Origin of the sequence: Aquimarina sp. AD1 (assembly GCF_003443695.1) — a bacterium.
GTDB classification, from domain to species: Bacteria; Bacteroidota; Bacteroidia; order Flavobacteriales; family Flavobacteriaceae; genus Aquimarina; species Aquimarina latercula.
The window spans coordinates 429,735-449,666 of record NZ_CP031966.1; the positions used below are offsets into that span (position 1 = coordinate 429,735).

The 19,932-nt window shown below is 31.6% G+C and carries 23 protein-coding genes; all 23 read right to left on the reverse strand.

All coding sequences use genetic code 11. The features are described from left to right. Positions 1-14 precede the first annotated feature (14 nt). The gene (gene nudC / locus D1815_RS01970; RefSeq protein WP_118385717.1) at positions 15-920 is read right to left on the reverse strand and encodes an NAD(+) diphosphatase; all 906 of its coding nucleotides are present in this window, start codon (positions 918-920) and stop codon (positions 15-17) included. Continuing rightward, positions 913-1,248, reverse strand: a complete 336-nt coding sequence (locus D1815_RS01975; RefSeq protein ID WP_027391851.1) for a helix-turn-helix domain-containing protein — start codon at positions 1,246-1,248, stop codon at positions 913-915. The genes nudC and D1815_RS01975 overlap by 8 nt, the downstream gene beginning before the upstream one ends. A 184-nt stretch (positions 1,249-1,432) precedes the next feature. After that, a complete protein-coding gene (locus D1815_RS01980; protein ID WP_027391850.1) occupies positions 1,433-1,948 on the reverse strand; it encodes a GNAT family N-acetyltransferase in 516 nt (171 codons plus the stop codon). A gap of 8 nt (positions 1,949-1,956) precedes the next feature. Next, a complete protein-coding gene (locus D1815_RS01985; protein WP_118385718.1) occupies positions 1,957-3,780 on the reverse strand; it encodes a glycoside hydrolase family 2 protein in 1,824 nt (607 codons plus the stop codon). Positions 3,781-3,875: 95 nt separating this feature from the next. Continuing rightward, positions 3,876-4,319 carry a CPBP family intramembrane glutamic endopeptidase gene (locus D1815_RS01990; RefSeq protein WP_199726734.1) on the reverse strand — a complete coding sequence of 148 codons (444 nt, stop codon included), beginning with the start codon at positions 4,317-4,319 and terminating at the stop codon, positions 3,876-3,878. Positions 4,320-4,447: 128 nt separating this feature from the next. Next, complete coding sequence (locus D1815_RS01995) at positions 4,448-6,019, reverse strand: beta-1,3-glucanase family protein (protein ID WP_118385719.1); 1,572 nt, start codon at positions 6,017-6,019, stop codon at positions 4,448-4,450. 202 nt (positions 6,020-6,221) lie between these two features. Continuing rightward, the gene (locus D1815_RS02000; protein ID WP_118385720.1) at positions 6,222-6,956 is read right to left on the reverse strand and encodes a class I SAM-dependent methyltransferase; all 735 of its coding nucleotides are present in this window, start codon (positions 6,954-6,956) and stop codon (positions 6,222-6,224) included. A gap of 99 nt (positions 6,957-7,055) precedes the next feature. Next, entirely contained in the window at positions 7,056-8,228 is a 1,173-nt protein-coding gene (locus D1815_RS23880; protein ID WP_118385721.1) for a YHYH protein, read from the reverse strand. Positions 8,229-8,231: 3 nt separating this feature from the next. Then, on the reverse strand, positions 8,232-9,143 hold the full coding sequence (locus D1815_RS02010) for an AraC family transcriptional regulator (RefSeq protein WP_118385722.1): 912 nt from the start codon (positions 9,141-9,143) through the stop codon (positions 8,232-8,234). Positions 9,144-9,323: 180 nt separating this feature from the next. Then, positions 9,324-10,631, reverse strand: a complete 1,308-nt coding sequence (locus D1815_RS02015; protein WP_118385723.1) for a serine hydrolase — start codon at positions 10,629-10,631, stop codon at positions 9,324-9,326. Beyond that, complete coding sequence (locus D1815_RS23515) at positions 10,615-10,776, reverse strand: glycine zipper domain-containing protein (RefSeq protein ID WP_162897319.1); 162 nt, start codon at positions 10,774-10,776, stop codon at positions 10,615-10,617. Before D1815_RS23515 ends, D1815_RS02015 begins: the two co-directional genes overlap by 17 nt. A gap of 124 nt (positions 10,777-10,900) precedes the next feature. Then, a complete protein-coding gene (locus tag D1815_RS02020) occupies positions 10,901-11,746 on the reverse strand; it encodes an NmrA family NAD(P)-binding protein (RefSeq protein ID WP_118385724.1) in 846 nt (281 codons plus the stop codon). Positions 11,747-11,809: 63 nt separating this feature from the next. Then, positions 11,810-12,214 carry a DUF5367 family protein gene (locus D1815_RS02025; protein WP_027391840.1) on the reverse strand — a complete coding sequence of 135 codons (405 nt, stop codon included), beginning with the start codon at positions 12,212-12,214 and terminating at the stop codon, positions 11,810-11,812. A gap of 47 nt (positions 12,215-12,261) precedes the next feature. Then, complete coding sequence (locus tag D1815_RS02030) at positions 12,262-12,753, reverse strand: DUF1772 domain-containing protein (protein ID WP_118385725.1); 492 nt, start codon at positions 12,751-12,753, stop codon at positions 12,262-12,264. Then, positions 12,743-13,114 (reverse strand): hypothetical protein, encoded by a 372-nt coding sequence (locus tag D1815_RS02035; RefSeq protein ID WP_120650282.1) that lies wholly within the window; start codon positions 13,112-13,114, stop codon positions 12,743-12,745. The genes D1815_RS02030 and D1815_RS02035 overlap by 11 nt, the downstream gene beginning before the upstream one ends. A 103-nt stretch (positions 13,115-13,217) precedes the next feature. After that, positions 13,218-14,147 (reverse strand): AraC family transcriptional regulator, encoded by a 930-nt coding sequence (locus tag D1815_RS02040; protein ID WP_162897320.1) that lies wholly within the window; start codon positions 14,145-14,147, stop codon positions 13,218-13,220. 366 nt (positions 14,148-14,513) lie between these two features. Continuing rightward, positions 14,514-15,050 (reverse strand): NADPH-dependent FMN reductase, encoded by a 537-nt coding sequence (locus D1815_RS02045; RefSeq protein WP_118385728.1) that lies wholly within the window; start codon positions 15,048-15,050, stop codon positions 14,514-14,516. A gap of 2 nt (positions 15,051-15,052) precedes the next feature. Then, a complete protein-coding gene (locus D1815_RS02050; protein ID WP_118385729.1) occupies positions 15,053-15,508 on the reverse strand; it encodes a DoxX family protein in 456 nt (151 codons plus the stop codon). Positions 15,509-15,530: 22 nt separating this feature from the next. After that, positions 15,531-16,136, reverse strand: a complete 606-nt coding sequence (locus tag D1815_RS02055) for a hypothetical protein (protein WP_118385730.1) — start codon at positions 16,134-16,136, stop codon at positions 15,531-15,533. A 53-nt stretch (positions 16,137-16,189) separates the two neighbouring features. Continuing rightward, positions 16,190-16,861: a Crp/Fnr family transcriptional regulator gene (locus D1815_RS02060; RefSeq protein WP_233557552.1), complete on the reverse strand. Its 672-nt coding sequence runs from the start codon at positions 16,859-16,861 to the stop codon at positions 16,190-16,192. Between the two features lie 189 nt (positions 16,862-17,050). After that, positions 17,051-17,926 (reverse strand): alpha/beta hydrolase, encoded by an 876-nt coding sequence (locus tag D1815_RS02065; protein ID WP_118385731.1) that lies wholly within the window; start codon positions 17,924-17,926, stop codon positions 17,051-17,053. Positions 17,927-18,118: 192 nt separating this feature from the next. Beyond that, entirely contained in the window at positions 18,119-19,138 is a 1,020-nt protein-coding gene (locus D1815_RS02070) for a serine hydrolase (RefSeq protein WP_162897321.1), read from the reverse strand. 200 nt (positions 19,139-19,338) lie between these two features. Continuing rightward, complete coding sequence (locus tag D1815_RS02075) at positions 19,339-19,842, reverse strand: hypothetical protein (protein WP_118385733.1); 504 nt, start codon at positions 19,840-19,842, stop codon at positions 19,339-19,341. Positions 19,843-19,932 lie beyond the last annotated feature (90 nt).

Below are 19,932 nucleotides of genomic sequence, written 5' to 3' on the forward strand. Positions count from 1 at the left end.
CTTTTTAATTTAGATTAACTGTTTTTTTCGATCCATAATTGTATTATATAATTTGAGATAGAGTCTTTTTTAGAAATCACAAGTTTATTTTCTTGCACCATTTTGTTGATTTGATTAGCAGAAAACCATTGTGCTTTTTTTATTTCTTTATTATCGATAGTAAAATTTTTGCTTTCTGTTTTTGCCGAAAAGCCTAACATTAATGATGATGGAAAGGACCAAGGTTGAGAACCGATATATTCTATATTGGTGACCGCTAGATTTACTTCTTCTTTCATTTCTCTTTTAACAGTGTCTTCAAGGCTTTCTCCAATTTCTGAAAACCCCGAAAATAGAGAACACATATAACCATATTCTTTTTCGTGCATATTTAATAGACATAGTGGAGGTCCATTTTTTGGTTTGTATTCTATTAATACAATTACAGCTGGATTAATTCTTGGAAAGTGTAATGAATTACAAAGATTGTTTATGCATTTTCTTCTATGCCCTTTTTCTTCTCTGATTGTCGTAGAACCACAATTATTGCAGAATTGATGCGTGTTGTTCCAGTTTGTAATTCCTTTAGCATATGCTAGTAACGAAGCTTCTCTTTCATTAATGAGATGGAAACAATCTCGTACACATAGTAATTTAGAATATGATATAAAATTTGCTATAGTCGAAAGCTCAATTTCTGATAAATCAATACACCAAATTTTTTTATTATTAGATACGCCAAGAAAATATTTTTGATTAGTTAAAGAGGCTAATTCCAAAGGGATATTCATTAACACTTCATCTTTTAAGGCTGATGTAATTATAAAAAAGTCATTCTTAAAAATTGGGATATAAGAAACCTCACGAAATTTTGTGTCAACTTCACGTAGTTCAGCAGCTCTATCAAAGTCATAATTGCTATAGGATTGTATTCTATTCATTGGTGTCAAAGTTTTTTGCCCAATCTTTTGCCCAGGATTCTAAAGGTTTTAGTAGTAAGAAAATTTCTTTCCCTTTATCGGTAAGCGCATATCCATCAACTGTTCTTTCAATTAAAAATGATTGGGTTAATTCTTTCAGTCTCCTATTTAATGTTGTTGGCGAAATAGATTCACACCTGTCCTGAAGTACCCTGAATGTACAAGATCCTTCTTGTAGTCTCCAAATAATTCCCATCGACCAACTTCTTCCTAGTAAGTCAAATAGTGCCATTAAATGATTTCCTGATTTTGAACCTCTAACTGGTTTTCCTGGTGTGGGTAGTGACATAGTTTAATTTGCTACATTATTGATAGCAAAGCTACATAATGTGTAGCAAATTGAAAAATGTTTTACTATTTTTTAACAGTAAAATCGGGTAGAAGAATATATCATTACTTGTGTATTCTTTTATGATTTAATTCTTCATACTTATTAAAAAAAAGTTTAGTGATAGGAATATAACTATGCTTTATTAATTGAATACTTTATTCATTACTAGATTTTCATAGGTGTTAGATTCCATAGGGAAATCTACATTTCCAATTGATGTATAACCTTGTCTTTCATAGAAAGCTATTGCTCTATCATTTTTGATATAAACCTCAAGATTAAACTCAGTAAATCCATGTTCTTTAACTGCTTTTTCTGCCTCGTTAATTAACCCATATCCAATTCCTTTTCCATAAAATCTTTTTAGAACATACAATTTGCTTAACTCGGGAACTTTTATTTTTCTAATAGGACAAGTGCTATTATAGATTATTTCGGCAACACCAACTGGATTTTCATTTTGATAAGCAATAATAAGTCTATTTGGATTTTCTTTTATGATGTTTTCTATAAGCTCTAAAGAGAACCTTTTAGTTATAAAATTTGCAAACTCAAATGTTATTCCATCAACAGCATAGGTTTCAATGTAAATTGTTTTCAATAAAACTGATATTCTCAAAGAGTCCGTTAGTTTTGCTTTTCCATATGATATTTTCATTGGTTACCTTATTTTTTTGTCTCGTAATATTCTTTGAGGACGAAAAAAGCTTTTTTCTTTTCACCTTTTTCCGAAATTAACCCTTTTCTATTATAGTTATCTTGAATTTCTGGTAGAACTCTTCTGGGAGATTTAAAATCAACTAAAACCCAAGGTGATATTCCTTTTAATTGTTCTATTCCATCAACCATTTTTAATGTTTCTTGATATAGAAATTCTTGATATTCTTCTGTCCATCTATCATCTTTTTCGCCATGCAGTCCATATTTAGCTCCAGCACCAAATTCTGAAATTATTACAGGCTTGTCTTGAGTAATTTTCCATTTGATTCGCTGACATTTTTCTATTTCACCATCATACCAACCTATATATTGATTGAAACTTAAAACATCGACAATTTCGGCAAATGGATCGTCAATTGTTCTTGTATTAGGATTACCGTTATAATCGTGCTGTTCTAAAGCCGCACTAATCAAACGAGTAGGATCTTGTTCTTTGGTAAATTTAGCAAGTTTGGTAAGGAACTCATTTCTAGTATCGCTATTAGGGGTTTCATTAGCCATTGACCAAATGATTACGCTTGCTCGGTTTTTATCTCGTCTGATGACTTCCGAAATCTGATTTTGAGCATTAAGATACGTTTCTTCATTATCCCAAGAAATTGTCCAATAAACAGGGTTTTCTTCCCAAACTAAAATCCCCATTTTATCCGCTAATCGAACCATATACTCATTATGAGGATAATGCGCTAATCGGACATAGTTACAACCTAAACTTTGAGCATATTCTAATAATTTTTTTGCGTCTTCTTTAGAATTACATCGACCACCGTTGATAGGACTTTCTTCGTGAATAGAAATACCTTTGAGAAATAAGCTTTTCTCATTAATTAGAATTTCTGCCCCTTTTGTTTTTATGGTTCTAAAACCAATTTGATCTGATATTTTATCTTCTTGCGTACTAATTGTTACATCATATAATTTTGGAGATTCTGGTGACCAATATCTAATGTTTTTGGACTTTAATTTAATAGTACATTTACCAGTATGATCTGTTTTTAATTTTTCATTAATACCTAATTCCGGAATATTGATTGTAATTTCTTGTTCTGCTTTTTTAAAGCCATTTAACTCTATTTGACCTGTTATTATTTTAGTATCCTCATCGTCTAAATAAAGTTGATAGTCAGAAATAAACGTACTACTAGTTTCTATAAGCTTTACTTCTCGTGTAATTCCGCCATAATTCCACCAATCTGTATTTAAAGTAGGAACAGCATCTCTTTTTCTTTTGTTATCAACTTTAACTACTATATAATTCCCTTTAGGTTTTAATAATTTGGAAATTTCAAACTGAAATGGAGTAAATCCACCAATATGTTTACCTAATTTCTTTCCGTTGAGATAAACGTCGGTTTCGTAATTTGAGGCCCCGAAATAGACAAATACTCTACTATCTTCTTGTTTTTTAGTATAATCGAACGATTTTTTATACCATAAAGTACCTTCATAATAGAATAACTTTTCCTTTTGTGAGTTCCAATCGCCAGGAACTTTAAGGCTATCCATTTTATCAAAATCATACTCCACTAAATCTGATTTTGATTTACGTTTGGCATTGGTAAAGAAAGCACCGTTTCCTGGATTTTCTTGATTTTCAAATGGTTCATATCTATAATTGTAAAACCCATTTTCATATGGATCTACAATATATTTCCAATAACCATTAAGTGAGGTGGATTCGCGATTGATGGCATTCACCATAATTTTTTCCTGTGCTTTAATCCCGTATACAAAATAGAAACAAGCTAGAATTAATATATGTTTTTTCATTTGATGTTTTAGAAGTGGGCTCTAAGAGTTAGGTTATAGTTAATACAGAACTAAAATTACTGATTTTTAGATTAAGCACTAAGCAAAACTTTTTATTAATTAATTGATGTAAATTCTGTTTCTTGTTTTACAAAATACCTAACGTAGATTAGTATCAATATAGGGACTATCACCAGACCACTGACGAAATTTAATAAAGATATCCAATCAGTTAATTCAGTCCCGCCTTTTGAAATTAGTACTAATTCACCAAGCGGACCTCTTGAAAATATGGTGTTATGAATAAAATTCCAACCTAAATGAAGTCCAAAAGGTAATAAGATAGATTTAGTTTTAGAAAAGGCCCAAGCCCAAGCGTATCCCATCAATCCAGTTCCAATGAACACTAAAATCATGGCAACAATATTTCCTAAAATACCAAAAGAAAACCAATGATAAATTCCGAATGAAATTGCAGAAATTAAAATACCTTTTCTAGAGCCAATTTTTTGGATTATAATATATAATAGTGCTCCGCGAAAAATCAATTCCTCAGTCAATACAGATTTAAAATCCCACCAAAACGATTTTAAAATAATATTAATATTAATACCGGTATTTAATATCCAAGTGGATGATTTTAAATAGGATTCTAAGAATTGCTACAAACAGGATGTTATATACTTTATTAGTTTATTAAAAACTTGAATGTTTTAGTATACTTATTGTCTTTACTATTTATTTCAGCTAGATATAGACCATTAGTTAAATTAGAGGTTTCGATTTGGATATTTTTAGTGCTTATAGCTTCTTCGGATTTAATGAGTTTTCCTTCAATAGTATAAATATCTATCATAACATCATTTTCTATACCAGATAGAATAATATTGTTTCCATTTGTAGGATTTGGATATAGTATCATTAACTCATCATTTATTGATGTTTCGGCATTAGATAAAACATTATCTTCAGAATATCCACCAATAATTACTTTTACTTCTGTTGGGAATGTAGATTGAATTGTAGATGAATGATCACCAACGTCGTCATAAGCAAATGCATATGTTTGAGATTCAAAACTAATGACGTCATCATGAAAAAAGCTTACGTATTCGTTATAAGGTTCTATTTGAAAAAAACGAGTTGCATCATGAGAATATTGAACAGTTTCATCTGTGATATTTGTATAAATAGCATGTCGACTTATGGCAGCGGCCATTTGTGCCTGAATCATTAAATCTTCATTATACGCTTCAGTATTTACACTAGCATCATGAGGAGTATAAGCTAAATAGCCAGAACCTTCTATTGCATTTACCGTTGTAGGTTTGTCATAAATAGTGGCAATAGTTCCATCAGCCGGATCGGTAAAAATAAATTGATTATCATTATTAATCCTACCTACCCATGTTCCTCGGTCTCCAATATTAATATGTAAGTCATGAATACTATAAGTCTCCCAAATATCATCAATATATGCGTCTAAAACATCTTTTGGGAATTCATCTACTTTAGATGGTTGTTCTATTATAGGTTCTCCATCATAAGAATGCGTTTTTATTGTTTTGGCAACCAAATAATCAGTACTCACATTTTCATCCCAAGCGGCTAAAATTTCATCATGGGATAATAATTCGCCAATTTTTTTAAATTGAGGAGTTCCATTTCCGTTAACAGCGTCGTTATAGGAGTCTTCGTAAGTTTCTCCTGTAACACCGCCAGAAAACCCATGTACTTCTAATCCCATTGGGTATTGATACGCATCAACACGACTAGTATTGGTCCATAAACCAGCATCTCCCCAAGTTAATTCAACCAATTCCCAACGAATCCCATCATTAGGGTCTGATTCTGAATTTAAATTAGCACCCGCGTAACCACCTGTTTCATGAAAACGTAAATACATAGGCGATTCAAAGGAAATAAAAATTCTACAAGCATATAAGCCGTGAGGGATTAGAATTTTTTTATCTGTAATCTCACTTAATTTGGTAAAAATATCTGGGTATTTCCATCCTGCAGGTTCGCTCCATTCCGGTCCATCTACAGTATTATCATCAGCAGACATAGCTACTAAAGAACTATTAGTTATATTCATCCAAACATCACCAGTAGGTTCCATCTTACCAACTAATCCAATATAAATATCTTCATCTGCATATCTTGAGTTATTTTCAAAAGTATATGGAAGAGTAAGTTGAGCATTTAATTTTATTACAGATAATGTAATAATTGCCAAGAGAAGTGTGATCTTTTTCATTGAGGTTATTTTAGTTGGTTTAAGGTTAAAACAGCAAATGCAGCTTTTTAATTTAACGTATAAACGAATTAAAATTGAAAAAAATATATTGTTAGAATAAAATTAAATTAAATCTAAACAAAACGTAATTCCGTAATTGATTTTGAAGAAAATAATATAAAATTAAAAGATTTAAAAGAAATTATTTTATGTGCATAATACATCACTTTTCTGCTACGATTACATATGTTGGAAATGCGTAAGATTCTTTCGATATGATTTCTTTTATTTTAAAATCATTAAGCTCTAGAAATATTCTAATTTCCTCTCTAGTAAAAGTTCTAATCACTGATTTATCTATTCCGATTTCTTTTAAGCCATCTTTCGATTTCTTGAAATAGTGAGATTCCCAGTTAAAGGTCATTCCTTTATCTAAGTCTATATTCCATATACTTTTTCTTAGATATTCCTCGTTCTCATAAATTGCATTATGAAAGACTTCTTTCCTATGCCGAATTGAGGGTATGAATTTTTCAGCATCAATAAAGTCAAAACTAAATATTCCTTTTTCTTTAAGATTATTGTATGCATTGTGAAAAGTGGATAAAACATCTTTATTAGTCAATAGATAGCTGATAGTTCTGCCTACCATTAGCATACTTCCTACTTGCTTATCCAACTTAAAAGAACGTATATCTTCCTTTGAGAATTTGCACTTGGGATATTTTCTTTTGGCAATTTTGACCATTCCTTCACTTAAATCAATACCAGAATATTCAAATTCATTTTTTTGAAAGAAATTACCCAAATGCCCGATTCCACTTCCTAATTCTAGTACTTGCTTTTTATCGTTTTTTTTAAGAATACTTGCATAAAATTCGAATTCACTCTTGTAATCAATAAAAGAGGAGTACATTGCTTCATAAACTTCGGCTAAATTGGTATAAAGTTCGTTCATTACCTTTTTTATTAATTCCAGATATTAGACATTGCAGCTAACGATTTGGTTACGGTACCTTATCTAATGCACATATGTAAAGTCTTCGTTTCATATTTTTTATTCTTTTGTTTGCGTATAGCCAGGTAATCCGTGTAAACATTTTATAATTTGGTTTCCTCCTGGTTCGCCCGCATGATAATGATATCCTCGTTCATCATCAAAATGGCCACCGCATTCGTCTAAATTTTCGGATTTATTACCTTTTTTATCTATCAAACCATAAATTCCAAAACCATCAATTGCATACCCAATCATAGAGGAGTGCGAATTAGTTTGGGTAATTTCTTTAGTAGAGCCAGTGACTGCGTGATAATGATAACCTCCATGTGGATTTACGTGACCTCCGTGGTCGTCCAAAGGAGCAATGGTATGTGCCGCTAATATTGCATGTGTTGGAGCAGGTGGGTCATATTTAACTCCATTGAAAGCAATGCCTATTCCACCTCTTCCAAAATTTTGAGTAGTTTTTATATATTTTGGTGTTACCGGAATCACAAAGGTTGTTATTTGATCTTTAAAATATTCTGGCAAACATTCTACACAATAGTTATGATATTTTTCCTCTACTTGTGGTTTTGCCGCCGCCAAGCAACCTTCTTCGGTGTCGGTAACTTTAATAGTTCCATCTTCTCTATATAATTTCCATTTGTCATCACTATAAAATTCGTTCAATTTGGAAATAAAGTGTCCCGAAACATCATAAACTTTATCATCCTTAAACCAAATTCCTGCTTTCTCCATCCCATCTTCAATATGTCGAGGGCACCAAGGACCCATTTCATGTTCAGTTGCTTGAGAATTTGTTTTAATGACGTAGCATAGTGTCTTAATGCCATTTAATTCAACCATTTCCTTTTTAATACTGTCAATTATATTTTCTGAAATGAAGTAATCTGTATTTACAGGAATTACCTTCATAGAGGAATCAATTTCATTAGACAAATCCTTATTTGTATTTGCTATTTTTGATGGCTTATTCTCTTGTTTATTTAACTCTTCTAAAGTTAAAAAGCCATCATTATTACTGTCGATATTATTAAAATCATCTTCAATTGGTCCTTTGACTTCCACTTTGGATAATTTTCCATCTTTGTTACTGTCTAATTCATCAATTAATTGCGCAGAAGATGGTCGTTGTCCATTTGGTTCTTGTTGTTCTTTTTTTTTCTGATTTAATTTGCAAGAAATCAGAGTTGTAAGAGTTAATATTACAAATAAAGCATGTTTCATTTTTTAATTCATTTTGTATTTTTTTCTATACTCTTTAGGACTGATACCTTCTTTCTTTTTAAATAATCTTGAAAAATAAGGAGGGTATTCAAAACCTAATTCATAGGCAACTTCAGAAATTGTTTTGTTGGGATTTAGTAACACATTCTTGGCTTCATCAATTAAATACAACTGCAAATGTTCAGTAGAAGTTTTTCCTGATTCTTTTTTGAGCGTATCACTCAGGTAACGTTGCGAAACGGATAGTTGATCTGCAATTTGTTCTATGCTTGGAATACCTTTTTCTTGCAATTGCCCCGAATCAAAATACTTTGATAATTGTTGATTAAATTGCTCTAGTAGATTATTTGATAACTCTTTGCGATTTAAAAATTGTCTTTCATAAAAGCGTTTGGCGTATTTTAAAAGTGTACTTAATTGAGAAATGATAATTTCTTTACTAAATTCATCCTGATTATTCTGGTATTCAATATTAATATTTTCTACAATGGATTCTACTTGTTTTTCTTCTTTTGGCGAAAGGTGTAACGCTTCATTTACAGAATACGAAAAGAAGCTATATTTCTTAATTTGCTTCGCCAATTCTGTTCCTTTCAGAAAGTCTTCATGAAAATTTAGAGAAAAACCTTTTTGTTCATAGAATACACTATTATCCCATTGTAAAACTTGTCTTGGAGCAATAAAAAACAAAACACCATTTGTAAAATCATAATTTGTTCTTCCATAATTTAAATCACCTTTTACGATTTTCTTCAAACTAATGGAATAGCAATCATTTGTAATAGGAGGCGAACTTTCTTTCGGACAAGGTAAAAAACCTTCACCTTTAGTAGAGAAAACACTGAGCATAGGATGCTCTGGAGGAGGGAGTTCAATATAATTTAAGAAGGATGATAGTGTTTTGAAATGTTTCATCTAGCTAATTTAAAAATTCCATTTAAAATTTATTCAGTTATCAGAAACATTCCAAGCTTTTTTTAATTTTAATTCTTTAATATTAAGTGTTTTACTAGATTTAAAATAATCATTAGTAAAATCAGCAAATGCATTAGAGTGTGCATTATTTTTTTTCTATAGGTTTTCTTTCTGCAAACGTCATATTGCGTTTGACGTAGATATAATTTTATGTTTATGGGTTACTTTTCTTTTATAGTACTTTCGCGAAAGGGAAATAGTTATAATTAGCAGTATGATTACTACACTACCTATTATTACATTACTGACCATCTTATTTTGTTGCATCGCAAATAGTAAAGTATCTACTTTTCCAGTGTTTAGAAATACCCAATCACTTGCAATTCGGGTAGCAAAATCGGAGTTTCCAGTTGTCAAAATGATAATACCATCTCCATTTGTTGGATTATATCGAAAGGCTGTATTAATAGGTGGATTGCTTTGACCATCATGTCCTATTATAAATTGTCCATTATCAATTTCTGCGAAAAGGAAGGTGCCAAGACCATATATAGGAGCACCAAGTTTATTTGCTTCAGCTTGCCACATCATCCTTTGATATTTTGGCTGTAATGGTTTTAGAGTGCTTTTTTCTATATTAAAAAGAGCGAAAAGCTTTTCTAAATCGGTTAATGTTGTATATAATGATGTTGCAGCCAGAGAGGTGTAATAAAAATGAGGCGCTTTGGAACCATCTGCGTTGTAAAAATCACAGAGTTTGTTACGAAACTTTTCATCCCATTGATAGAAAGACGATTGCATTCCTAAGGGTTCAAAAATTTCTATTCTCATATACTGATCAAAAGATTGTCTACTCACTTCCTCTACAATGAGTTGAAGCAATGTAAATCCTCCTCCAGAGTATCGCCATTCGCTTCCTGGTAAGATGCCTACTTGCGTGCTACCATTTCTACCTTGGTCAGCGTCCTTTGCTTTGGTAAGTGAAGATTCTAAAGACTGCACATCTTTTAAATTTTCGAAACCAGAGTATCCAAGTCCATCGGTCAATCCTGCAGTATGACTAAGTAGTCTTCTAACCGTAACTTTATTGTTGTCAAACGAACTAGGTGGTAATTCCCAACGTTTAAGGTAGTTAGATACGGGAACATCCAAATCTAATTTCCCTTCTTGAACTAATCGCATAACCCCAATAGTCGAGACAAATTTTGAAAGAGAAGCTACTTGAAACACTGTATTTCGGTTAACTGAAGTATTCTTTGAATGGAAAGATTCCGTTACTGGCGCTCCATCTTTAAATATAGCCATAGCCATATTGCCTACAAATTCTTTTTTAAGTTCTTTGTGCACTGATGCTATAAACTTTGTAGACTCTTTTTGTTCAGTGAATGGTGTATGCCACCAACCTTGGTCGGTACCTAAAAAAATCATTACTGTCCATAAAACAATTAGGGCAGCCGATAGCGAGGTGTATTTAATAAATCTTTTCATTGTGATTTTTAATAACGGTTCCAAAAATTAAACCTACACCAGCTCCAAGCGTTAATCCAATAGCAATATTACCGGTTAAGATTCCTACAGAAAGTCCAATCCCTGCTCCAAAAACAAGACCTAATTTTTTATCTTTCTTTTTCATGTTATGTGTTTTATTATTTCTACTCTATATTCAATTGATAATTACTGTTCATCTACAATTAACAACAGGGCCAATAATTTAATTGTTAATTGACTTAAAGGCCCTATTGTATGATTGTTTTTTATTACAATGTTTGCGTGACGCTTTGATTCCAAATACCAGTTGCAGCAGTTTCTTTAGCAAAGGTTTCAAAATCTATAGCTGGTCTACCCAATACTTTGGCGACATCGTCAGATACTTCTTGGTTCTCTGGATTTCCTAATACTTCTTGGAATAAATAACCGAAGAGCCATACATACGAATCAGGTAATCCTGCTTGTTTCATACCTTCCTTAAACTCATCAATAGAAATTGGTACAAACTGAATATGCTTGTTACTAGCTTCAGCCATAATTTCAACCACCTCCTTAAAAGTTCTTTTTTGAGGACCTGTTACAGTTATGGTTTGTCCATTATAACTATCATCTACGATGACTTTAGAAACTACATCCGCTATATCATTGACATCGACAAATGGGATTTCTGCATCTGGCATTGGTAATGCAACAGTACCATTGAGTACAAATTCTAAGAAAGCACCTTCACTAAAATTTTGATTGAACCACGATGCTCTAACCAAAGTGTAGTTTAAACCAGAGTTTGCTACGATATCCTCACAAGCTTCGGCTTCTGTCTCACCTTTTCCAGAAAGTAACACCACTTTTTCTAAGCCAGCTTGTAGAGCTTTTTTAGTAAGTGTACTGATAGCGTCTCTTGAACCTGGTACTGCCAAATCCGGATAATACACAATATAGGCTCTATCCATATTTTTTAAGGCCGCGTCATAGGTATCTGTGTTTTCCCAATCAAACATTGGGGTTGTTTTTCGTCCAACAACGCGTACATTATGGCCTAATTCTGTTAAATTTTCTGCAACTCGGCGACCGGTTTTACCGTTTCCTCCGATAACTAAAATGTTTTCTGATTTCATTTCTATTCGTTTTTAAATTGATATTAATTGTGTTTTAATTATTTAATTTTTTTGATTTTACTTTTATAAGCAATTTGCAGTATTTGTTTTACTAAAAACTTTAGTATACCAATACGTGGTACTCATTGCTATAAACTCTACTCCAATGAGCCAAAAACCAGCAGCAGCAAAGAAGCTATAATAGGATCCTCCATTAGGAACTATTAAAAAAGGTACAGTAATTAGAATATCTAAAACCGTTGCGGTTAAGAAGAAAATCACCCCTAACCAATATCCTTTTATAGTACTTTTTTTTCTGTAATATAGTTTTGCTCCTAACCACACTACAGGTAGAATTCCTAAGGACAATAAAATATTTGCCTGAAATTCTGGGTCCTCTAAAATCGGGATGTAGAAGGAAATTGTGTAAATACTTACTCCAATAATCCAGATAATAACCCCAATGCTTATGGCTCTTAATTGTTTCATGATTGTTCGTTTTTTGATTGATTATTTTTTTAAGCTGATACCTTGTCTTATTTTGTGTAAAGCATGCCTATGATTAAAAGTGTAAAAGCACTAAATGATGATACTGTTCTTATGGTATGCCAACGATTCCAAGGTTGTTCGAATTTGTTTCGAAGCTCGTGCAATTCAATTTTTGAAAGAGTTTCTAAGTTAGAGGTATCCAAAACCTCATTTAATGGAACGTTTCCAAAAATGGTTACTAAGCCGATGCCAACAAAAAACAGTATTGCAGCCGTAAGGAATAACCAGAAACTTATATTGTTGTTTTTAAATAAATAGGTATTTACAAAGAGTAATATGACAGGACCAAAAAATACTACCATAAAACGGACATTTATAATTGCTCTATTCATTGATTGAAAAGACCTTAAGAAGGTTAAGTTGTCTAGTCGACCAATACCAGGTGTAACAGCATTAGACCAAGTAAAACATAAACCAGCTGTAAGACCAGTAAATAGTAAACCGAGCATTAACACGATAAATTTTAGTTTAAATTCCATTAATTGATGTTTTTGTAGACGTTATCCACGTTAATAATTCTTGATATTCCTTAGAGTTGAGTTTTATTTTTTTGCCCTTAGGCATTCTTTTTTTTATGAAGACTTGCTTGTAGATATCATTAGCCCAAGAATTCATGTTTTCTAATGTGAACACACGTCTTTTATTCTTTTTGTAATGACAAACATTACATTTACTTTCTAAGATTTTAAATGCTTCAGCTTTAGAATCTTTTACTACATAATTTAAAGTGTATACCGAAATAGATTCCGTATTCTCTTTAATCAATTCGTAAGTGTTTTTTGAATTAATAGTTAGTACTGTAAAAAATCCTATTATTAATTTTACTGTTGTTATCATCATTATATGGTGTTATTAATTTGATGATACAAAGGTGCCAAGTGTTCAAAAGAGTTTTTTGACACTTAAAGACAATCTCTTGACATTTTACGCCAAAAAGGATTTTTTAATTATTTTTCCTAAATTCTGAAGGAGTTTGATTAGTCCATTTTTTAAAAGCACGATTAAAAGCACTTTGTTCAGAGAAACCTGTTAAGAATGCGATATCACCAATACTTTGATTTTTATCATGTAGCATGTCTTTAGCGATTTTTTCTTGAGTTCTTTTCACTAAATCCCTATAGGTAACACCTGCCTCAGAAAGCCTTCTGGTCAGTGTTCTGTTACTCATGGCTAGGAGTTCACTGATATTTTGAATCGCAGGGATACCTGTCGGAAGCCCATCTTTAATTAGAGATTCTACATCGCGTACAAACTTATTACCGGGTATTTTGATGCCTTTAGTGTTTTCATCTACCTGTTTTAGTAAGTAATTATTTATACTGACATCTGCCTTTGCAGTTCTTAAGTTTAAGTCAGCCGTTTTATAACTTATGGAATAGCGAGATTGATTAAAAAGTATTGGACATTTAAAAGCAGTATTATAACTGGTTAAGTCTTGGGGCGGGCTGTGTTTAAAACTAACCTGGATCGGAGAGATATCTTTTTCAGACATGGCTTGCAGTACAACTACTGTGGCAGATAAGCTAGCTTCTGTAGACAATTCCATACCTCTTCGATGTGCTTCTCTATTGAGTATAACATGAGAAATGTTTCCTTCTTTTTTAATTTTCCATACAAATGTATTTGAGAGGAGTTTAAAATAACGATCACTACGTTCAAAGATTTCTCCTACTTTAGAACAAGTACGCCATGATAGTCCTAATACACCATAATCCTCAATAATCATTTGCTGGCCTACCCGAACCCCAAATCCTGGTCCAAGTTTATCATCTAGTAGCTCGTGTAAATCTAGAAATTCTTCAGCGGCAACAACCTGTAAATGCTTTGCTGCATCTATTGAAGTAGGTAAATCGATAAAATCATCCCTAGACATGCCCTCTGCTATGGCGCAATTAATTATCTTGAGGTATAGACTTATAGAAAAGTATTTCATTTTTCTTACTGAACTGACAATTGCAACTTTTTAATTTTTTAAAATGTCTTGTCCAAACATAGGATTAAAGGTAATAAAATCCTAAGAATTCGCTTTGCCAACTAATAACTAGTTGTATACTGTGAATCTGTTGCGAGACTATGTTTTTAATCTAAGCAAGTAATTTTCATAATTTCAAAGAACTTATTGATACTAAAAAACCAACAACTTAAAAATTGTGTAAAAAGCAATAATCACTTTATTTTTTTAAAAGATAGACTTGTGTGATGGTTAGCGATGGCGACAATAGTTTTTTAGTTATTGAAACTAGTTATTTAATTTCTGTTCAAAAAGAAGGGTTTTTCGACTCAATTCTTCTTTTAATTCATTATCAGAAATTCCGTTTTCTGAAAAATTATCATAGAAATTGGCTAATGAAAAATCTGCAATTATTTTACCTCCTAAATAGGGGAAGTATGTCTTAGCAGCTTGCAAAACTGTAGTACCACCTCTATCGCCAGGTGAAGTCGCCATTAAAAGCATAGGTTTTTCTCGCCATATATTCATGTCTACTCGAGATAACCAATCGATGGTGTTTTTAAATACTGCCGCATAAGTCCCATTATGTTCGGCAAGAGATATAATAAAACCATCAGCAATATTCAGTAGCTCATCTAATCTTTTAACTGCAGTAGGTACTCCATTTTCGGCTTCAAAATCAACTCCATATATTGGTAAAACATAATCGTTTAAGTCGATTGAAATGATTTTTACATTTTCTAATAAATTAGAGGTATAGGATAGTAAACTTTTATTGATTGATTTTTGACTATTAGTACCTGCTATTGTGATTATTTTTTTCATAATTATTGTTTTTTAGAGATTAGATGATCTATGGAATATTTTCCACTACCATGTATTATTATTGTTAAGGCTAGACCGATAATTAGAAGAGAATATTCGTAACCTTCACCCGCTTGATTACCAAACCAATTCATAAAAAAGCCGTGTTCTAACTGCGCGGTAAAAATGATGCCTAGGAACATTCCCGCAAGTGATATTGCCCAAAACCTACTAAAGATTCCTATGATTAACGAAATAGCCCCAAAAAACTCAATCATGATTACTGAGACAGCTACAATACTAGGTAAACCCATTTGTGTAGTCAATGCCTCCATAGTTGCTGAATACCCGTAACCCCCGAAGAGTCCTAATAATTTTTGTGCGCCATGAGGAAATATGACTAAACCAAGTGTTAATCGTGCGATGCTAAACCCAATATTTGGGTGCGTTTTTAAAAGTTTTTTTATCAAGTTTTTCATAAGGTTTACTATTTAAAATTGTTTATAAAGTTGTTCGGTAATACAGTCCGAAAGATGATTTTTTTATAGGTTTATGCCTATTGAATGATACACCAGAACGTAATTGTTGGAAACTTCTAGAGTGAGTTTTAAACTCATCCCATACGGTTAAAAACTGACCGTTTAACCAAAGAGATGCTTTTTTATTTATTGGAGTATTAAACTCAAACTGTGCAAATATCTCGGTATAGCTAGCTTCCTTTTGATCAGAATGTGCTACTGTAGGGATAATTACAAATAATACTCGTGAATTTTTTATAGCGAACTTTGCTGACAAACGTTCTGAATACCCAGAAAAACTATTGTAATATAGAGATGGACCAATGGAGATATTCTCATTAATATTCCAAAATACCGTTGGTTGTACACCTGTCTCATCAAAAACTTGGTTTTCTTCATCTCTAAATTTTTGAAAGAAAGCCAGTGTATTAATACTAAAGGTCTTACTCTTGTTAATTGTATAACTAGCGTATACTATAAAATCTGTTTTATCAAAACCAGAAAACAGTTCTACTTGCGTAAATTGTGCTTGCAGGTAGTTTGCAAATCCAAAGGTTAAAATGAAGGTAATGAGAATTATTTTTTTCATGCTTCAAAATTCCGATAGGAATACATGAAAAAAAATGAACTAGTTTAAGATTTTTACATTCTATTGACTTTTGTAATAATTTTACTCATAAATTCTGGTGTAATGCCGATATAACCGGCTAAGTCTTTTTGAGTAATTCTATTGACAATTTTTGGATATTTCTTTTTGAACTCGATGTATCTTTCTTCTGCAGTTAAGGATATACCATGATTAGAACGTCTTATGTAACTTATAAGCGATCTTTGATAAAGAATACGATAAAACCTTTCAAATTTTGGTATTTCTTTAAATAGTAAATCATAATTAGCTCTAGAGATGGCTAATAATTCAGAATCTTCAGTTGTCTTTATAAAATAGGAGGTAGGTTCATTAGTCATAAAACTAGCCATATCTCCAGTCCAATAGTCCTCTACAGCAAACATGGATATATGTGGAGCACCATCTTCATCTAAGGTGTAAACTTTTAAGCACCCTTTGGTGATAAAGTACTCATGTTTAGTAATATCACCTGCTTGCATTAAAAATGTCTTCTTTTTAACTTTTATTTCTGTAAGTAACGAAAGATATTTTTGCTTTTCTAACTCGGTTAAATCAATAAACCTCGCTACATTATTAAGTATTAGTGTATGTGATTGGTTATAGTTCAATTCAAGCTCGTTTTTGATTTTTTTTCCTAAGTTCTTATTCCTAGATTTTGTTTGAATTAGGAGTTCTTTTTTAGCCACTTTCTAAATTATTCGAATCGTGTCACATATAGTTAGTGACCCTGTAAACAACTAATTTAGTAAACATTTGTAAGCTATAAAATAGTTCTGCGAAATTTCCTAAATAAATACTATTCAAAGTAATTAATTATATAAGTTGCCGTTCCAGGTTATTTTGTTCGAGTGTGGTTTTAATGTCTCTTATGAATTTTATTGATTCTTTTTTAATTCAAGTTCTTCTAAAAACGACCACGTTTTTTTATTTAACATTAAGCGCTGCTCTTTTGAAAATTTACCGTGGACTCCTTCTTCAATTGATATGAATTCTGTTTTAACATTATGTGCCTTTAATTTTTCATAAAGAAGAGATGACTGTTCATAAGGAATAATTGGGTCTTTAGTGCCATGTACTATCAATACAGGAGGGCTGTTTTTATCTACATAATACAATGGCGAAACAGATTCAATAAACTTTCTATTTTTAGAACCATCACCCAACCATTTTTTCACAGAACCTTTATTTTTCAGTAGAGTTAGGTCGGTCGGTCCATATTTATCAATAATGGCAGCTATTTTAATATTACCATCGTATATACAGTTTCTATCAAACTTTCTATTATTATTCAACAAACCCGCCATGAGAGCTAAATGTCCTCCGGCAGAACCACCCATGATAACAATTTTGTGAGGATCAATATTTAATTCTTTAGCGTGTTTATGCAAATAGAGTAGAGCACATCGTATGTCTTCAATTGCTCCTGGAGCCTTTGAAATATTAACTAAACGATATTCTACATTTGCAACAGCAAACCCTTCTTTAAAAAAACTAGAAAAGCCAGTTTTAGATTCTTTAACACCATGATTCCAACCTCCTCCATGGATGTTAATCACAATTGGAGTAGGTTTTTGAGAAACGGGATTAAAATAAATATCCATGCGCCCTTCCCAATCATCTATTTTAGTATAAATTAAGTCAATTTTAGCTTCATAAGTTACAGGGTATTTAACAGGTTTATATTTGGTTTCCTGTCCTGATAAATCAAGAAAGAAAACTAAAGTTAGGACTACGACAAAGTATCTTTTCATCATATCATTGTTTTGTTGCAATTAATGGTTAGAGTATGGAATGTAGCTTTCAAAAGGGTACTAAATTTTCGGATTAACACTGAGCCGAATTATTTATATTTTGCTTTTTATTCTTAAAAACAAAATATAAATAATTCATAAATTTCTGTAAATGATTATATTTTTTTGATTGAATACTTGTTAAGCAGTGTGTTAACTATCGTATTTTTCTATCAGTATTGGTAATTTTCCATTTAAGAATTTAATCTGTTGTTCAATTCCGTTTGGTGTATCATGGTTGTGAGTTGTAACAATAATTATTTTTTTACTAGGAATCATAATTATAAATTGTCCACCATAACCCATTCCATAATCAATTTTATTACCTTTAAATTCAGATTGATACCAGCAAAATCCATGTTTAGAATTTCTCAAACCCCATTTAGTTGAAGATTTTTCATTTTTATCGAATAGTTTTTGAATCCATTCCTTAGAAACTAATTGTTTTCCTTTCCAGTTTCCATTTTTTTCTAACAATTGAGCTATTTTCATCAAATCGATTGGTTTCATTTTGAGACCAAGTCCACTTCCGTCATAGTATCCTTTATTTCTTTTTTGCCAATTTGTATCATAAATGTTTAAGTGGCTAAATAAAAATTGATCGGCAAAATCTAATGTCGAATTTCCATATGCTCTACTTATGATAACAGATAATAAATGAGTAGCTCCAGAGTTATAGTTATATTTTTCTCCAGGATTGTTTTCTAAATTCTTTTTCAAGACAAAAGAAATAGGATTTTCATTAGTTAACCATTCTTGGTGTTCTAAATATCCTTTCCATGAAAGCCCCGAAGTCTGATTTAAAAGGTGTTCAATTGTAATAGTATTCTTTTTATTATCCGTCAAATTTTTAAATTCTTCTGGAAAATACTTTTCTATAGGTTCATTGATATTCTTTATGTACTCCTTGTCAATTGCTATTCCAATGAGAATGCTCATAATTCCTTTAGTTAAAGACTGCACATCGCAAAGGCTATCTTTAGTTTTTCCATTATAATATTCTTCAAAAACAATTTTCCCATTTTTAGAAACCAAGGTAGAGAAGATATAATCTTGGTGTTGCATTGTCTTTTCGAATAATACAGTTTCTTTGGTTTTTTCTTTTTCGATTCCTTTACAGGATAGAATTGTAAACGAGATAGTGATTATTATAAATGGAATTTTCGTTATCATCAGAATGTCTTTTTTATGGTGGCTTGTGTCTAATATATATGCCGTAGCAGAGCAAATTGTTACCTTGCTTTTTCGTTTTTCTGTGTATTGGTAGCTAACTTTTCTTAGTAGGTAGCATTGCATCTTACCAAAAATACAATAACCATTGGATTCATCACTTAATTGCTATGATCACATATATCGTGTTACCCAATGTTTTTTTATTCATATCCGTGTTTCTTTTTCCAGTCAGATATTTCGATTTTATCTTCAGGTGATAGTCTTAATCTTTTCTTTTCAGATGCTTTAAACCCATAAAAAACAAATGTAATCCAAAATAGTGTTCCAGTTAAAAGCAAAATTAGTCGTTGTTTATATTTTAGTTTAAAGTTTTCATTGCGTAATTCAATAAGATCTTTTCCAACAGTCCATTTACCTAAAAGAATAAAAGGAGCAACTGCGAAAATGTATAACATTCTTAGTTTAGAATAACTTTCGGATGTATTTTTTTTATGTGTCTTTTTTAATTCAATTATACAGTTATCGGTTTCTCTTTCCCATTGTTTAATTATTTTTTCTTGTTTTTGTTGCGAAACCCTACGTTTTAGAAGCTCTTGTTTAGCTTGAGTAATAGCTTCTTTTTTCCAACTATCTTCACTTAAATAAATAATCTTTATTAAATCATTAGTAGTGCGTTCAGAAATAGGAGGTGTAAATTTTGTCATTGGCAATATAGGGTAATGTTTAATATATGTGTCGTTGCAGAGTAAAATGTTACCTTGCTGTTTGATTTTTCCTCACATTGGTTGCTAACT

Coding starts and splice junctions, on each gene's coding strand:
- nudC (WP_118385717.1), bottom strand. CDS start 920: ATGAATAGAATACAATCCTATAGCAATTATGACTTTGATAGAGCTGCT.
- D1815_RS01975 (WP_027391851.1), bottom strand. CDS start 1,248: ATGTCACTACCCACACCAGGAAAACCAGTTAGAGGTTCAAAATCAGGA.
- D1815_RS01980 (WP_027391850.1), bottom strand. CDS start 1,948: ATGAAAATATCATATGGAAAAGCAAAACTAACGGACTCTTTGAGAATA.
- D1815_RS01985 (WP_118385718.1), bottom strand. CDS start 3,780: ATGAAAAAACATATATTAATTCTAGCTTGTTTCTATTTTGTATACGGG.
- D1815_RS01995 (WP_118385719.1), bottom strand. CDS start 6,019: ATGAAAAAGATCACACTTCTCTTGGCAATTATTACATTATCTGTAATA.
- D1815_RS02000 (WP_118385720.1), bottom strand. CDS start 6,956: ATGAACGAACTTTATACCAATTTAGCCGAAGTTTATGAAGCAATGTAC.
- D1815_RS23880 (WP_118385721.1), bottom strand. CDS start 8,228: ATGAAACATGCTTTATTTGTAATATTAACTCTTACAACTCTGATTTCT.
- D1815_RS02010 (WP_118385722.1), bottom strand. CDS start 9,143: ATGAAACATTTCAAAACACTATCATCCTTCTTAAATTATATTGAACTC.
- D1815_RS02015 (WP_118385723.1), bottom strand. CDS start 10,631: ATGAAAAGATTTATTAAATACACCTCGCTATCGGCTGCCCTAATTGTT.
- D1815_RS23515 (WP_162897319.1), bottom strand. CDS start 10,776: ATGAAAAAGAAAGATAAAAAATTAGGTCTTGTTTTTGGAGCAGGGATT.
- D1815_RS02020 (WP_118385724.1), bottom strand. CDS start 11,746: ATGAAATCAGAAAACATTTTAGTTATCGGAGGAAACGGTAAAACCGGT.
- D1815_RS02025 (WP_027391840.1), bottom strand. CDS start 12,214: ATGAAACAATTAAGAGCCATAAGCATTGGGGTTATTATCTGGATTATT.
- D1815_RS02030 (WP_118385725.1), bottom strand. CDS start 12,753: ATGGAATTTAAACTAAAATTTATCGTGTTAATGCTCGGTTTACTATTT.
- D1815_RS02035 (WP_120650282.1), bottom strand. CDS start 13,114: ATGATGATAACAACAGTAAAATTAATAATAGGATTTTTTACAGTACTA.
- D1815_RS02040 (WP_162897320.1), bottom strand. CDS start 14,147: ATGTCTAGGGATGATTTTATCGATTTACCTACTTCAATAGATGCAGCA.
- D1815_RS02045 (WP_118385728.1), bottom strand. CDS start 15,050: ATGAAAAAAATAATCACAATAGCAGGTACTAATAGTCAAAAATCAATC.
- D1815_RS02050 (WP_118385729.1), bottom strand. CDS start 15,508: ATGAAAAACTTGATAAAAAAACTTTTAAAAACGCACCCAAATATTGGG.
- D1815_RS02055 (WP_118385730.1), bottom strand. CDS start 16,136: ATGAAAAAAATAATTCTCATTACCTTCATTTTAACCTTTGGATTTGCA.
- D1815_RS02065 (WP_118385731.1), bottom strand. CDS start 17,926: ATGAAAAGATACTTTGTCGTAGTCCTAACTTTAGTTTTCTTTCTTGAT.
- D1815_RS02070 (WP_162897321.1), bottom strand. CDS start 19,138: ATGATAACGAAAATTCCATTTATAATAATCACTATCTCGTTTACAATT.
- D1815_RS02075 (WP_118385733.1), bottom strand. CDS start 19,842: ATGACAAAATTTACACCTCCTATTTCTGAACGCACTACTAATGATTTA.